The following is a 2,404-nucleotide window of genomic DNA, read 5'->3' as shown; positions in this document are numbered from 1 at the left end:
CGAACCGGGCATGCAACCCTTCTACACCCGCAGCCCACGACTCGACCCGCCCCACCGTCAACGATTCGTCACACAGACGGACCAACGAGCCACACCGCCAACAGTCACACCACATGCGGTTGCAGTATTAGCGCTGGTCGCGCGTGGACGTCCACCGGAGCGGTACCGCCGTCGGCACTACGTTCGCTCCACGGGCCCGGGGATCCGCAAGGAACGCGGCGCTGTTCGCATCCCGCCATCGCCGAACCGGGCCAGCAGGCCGCCGCGTTGTCGAGCAGTTACGGGGACTCCTACCGGGGCCGCCAGTTCACCGTCGTGGTCATCGCCCCCCTGACGGCCGACGCTCCGCTGCCCCCCGTGTGGCTCGTGGGCCATGCTCGCCATCCTCCTCGCCCTGCCCGCCCTGGGACTTGCTGCTGCCGCCCGTATGGGTGCCTCCGGCCGCGACCCCCGCGACGCTTTGCTGCATACCCTGGGCGCCGGCCGCTGGGCGCGCCTGCGGATGGACCTGGGCGGCACCTTGATCCCGGTCCTGCTGGGCGCTGCCGGCGCAGTCAAGTGTTATCGCCGTTAGCTTCATCTGCGGGGGCATGGCAACTCCGTGACAGCCATCGTGCTGTGAGTTCGAACTCGTGTGGCGTCACACCGTAGTGATCATCTCGACGCTTCGCGACCTGATTAACGTCAACGCCGAGCCGCGCGGAGTGACAGTCCCCACGGCCACGCGAGGGGCGACGGAGTAATAGTTCAGGGAAGCGATCCAGGGCCGGTAGACCCGGCGCTGGCCGGCCCGCAGGGCGGCTTTGACTTCGGAGACCGCGCGACGGGTGGTGCGTTCCCCGCCGGTGAAGCCCATCGCGGTGATCCGCCGGTGCACGATGTCGGCGCGTATCTTGCCGCGGGACTGCACCACCAGTTCCTCGATCTTCGCCAGGTACTCGTCGATCGGCTGCGTGGCGTCGGCGATGAGTTTTCGCCGTTTCCCGGATCAGTACAGGCAGGCGGCGGATGCCGCAGCGGGTGCGGACACGGGAGTGAAGCCGATGAGCACGATGTTCGTGGTGCGTTATGAGACGCGGGCCGAGGCCGCCGGGGAGAACCAGCGGCTGGTACAGCAGGTGTTCGCCCAGCTGAACCAGGATCGCCCCGATGGTCTGCGGTATGCGACGTTCCGGCTGGCCGACGGTGTCAGCTTCGTCCACGTCGGGGTCGTCGAGGGCGAGGCGAACCCGTTGTCGGAGTTGACCGCGTTCGCAGAGTTCCAGGAAGGGATCGGCGACCGGCTGGTCGCTCCCCCGGACCGGTCTGAGGCCACCCTGGTCGGCTCCTACCGAGTCCTCACCACGTGAGGCTCGCGCACTTCCCCAGGCCGGAGAACCCCATCCAGCAAACGAAAGCATCCAAGGAGAACATGATGGCGCTACCGCAGGTCGTGTCACGCGACGAGTGGCTGATCGCACGCAAGGAGCTGCTCGCGAAGGAGAAAGGCGTCACCAGGGCGCAGGCTGCGGTCGACGCGCAGCGCCGCGAGCTGCCGATGGTGAAACTCACCAAGGACTACAAGCTGGCGGGGCCGGCCGGCCCGGCGAGCCTGCTCGACCTGTTCGAGGGACGCCGTCAACTCATCGTCTACCACTTCATGTTCGACCCGAGCTGGGATGAGGGCTGCCCGAGCTGTTCGTTGGTGGCGGACAATATCGGCCATCTGGTGCACCTGCACGGCGTGAATACCTCGCTGTCCCTCGTTTCCCGAGCGCCGCTGGCCAAGATCGAGCCGTTCAAAGCGCGGATGGGCTGGACCGTGCCGTGGTTCTCCTCCTACGAGAGCGACTTCAACTACGACTTCCACGTCTCCAACGACGCGTCCGTCGCGCCCGTTGAATACAACTACAAGGACGAAGCGACTCTGCAGCACGAGGGCCTGGCGCATTTTGTGAGCAATGAGGGACACGGCGCGAGTGTCTTTCTCCGCGACGGCGACAGCGTCTTCCACACCTACTCGGCCTATGGGCGCGGGGTCGACTTGCTGCTGGGCACCTACCACTATCTCGACCTCACACCGCTGGGCCGGCAGAGGTACGTCACCGAATTCCTCCACCACGACCGGTACGACGGCGCGGCCGGTCACTCCTGCCACTGACCACTGAGCTGCCCGCCTGCTCGGGCCACGGCCCGAGCAGGCGGCTCGATCCCGATATCGGAGCATTCTGTGATCGATTCCGTGCTGCTCAGCTGGATACTCACGATCGTTTTCACGAACGCCGCACTATGGTTCCTGATCCAATGCCGTTAGGTTAACCTGCTCCTTCATCGTGTATGACGGATGTTCAGGGGCGGTTGTGGGGCCTGAGTTGCGTGCTGTGGTGAATGTTGGGCTGCTGGCCCGGGTGTATCCGGCGGGGCT

2 protein-coding genes and 1 pseudogene are annotated in these 2,404 nt (G+C 65.8%); 2 read left to right on the top strand and 1 reads right to left on the bottom strand.

Translation table 11 applies throughout. From position 1 onward, the window contains the following. Positions 1-757: 757 nt before the first annotated feature. A pseudogene (locus QMK24_RS41040) lies at positions 758-946 on the bottom strand (IS21 family transposase); the annotation flags it as partial. A gap of 97 nt (positions 947-1,043) precedes the next feature. Here QMK24_RS41040 and QMK24_RS41035 point away from each other — a divergent pair. Then, the gene (locus QMK24_RS41035; protein WP_283472015.1) at positions 1,044-1,349 is read left to right on the top strand and encodes a hypothetical protein; all 306 of its coding nucleotides are present in this window, start codon (positions 1,044-1,046) and stop codon (positions 1,347-1,349) included. 65 nt (positions 1,350-1,414) lie between these two features. Then, positions 1,415-2,140: a DUF899 domain-containing protein gene (locus QMK24_RS41030; RefSeq protein ID WP_283472013.1), complete on the top strand. Its 726-nt coding sequence runs from the start codon at positions 1,415-1,417 to the stop codon at positions 2,138-2,140. The last annotated feature ends 264 nt before the right edge of the window (positions 2,141-2,404 follow it).

The sequence above is a fragment of the Streptomyces sp. PH10-H1 genome (assembly GCF_030063355.1).
Taxonomy (GTDB): domain Bacteria; phylum Actinomycetota; class Actinomycetes; order Streptomycetales; family Streptomycetaceae; genus Actinacidiphila.
This window is presented reverse-complemented; position numbering and strand designations above follow the sequence as displayed.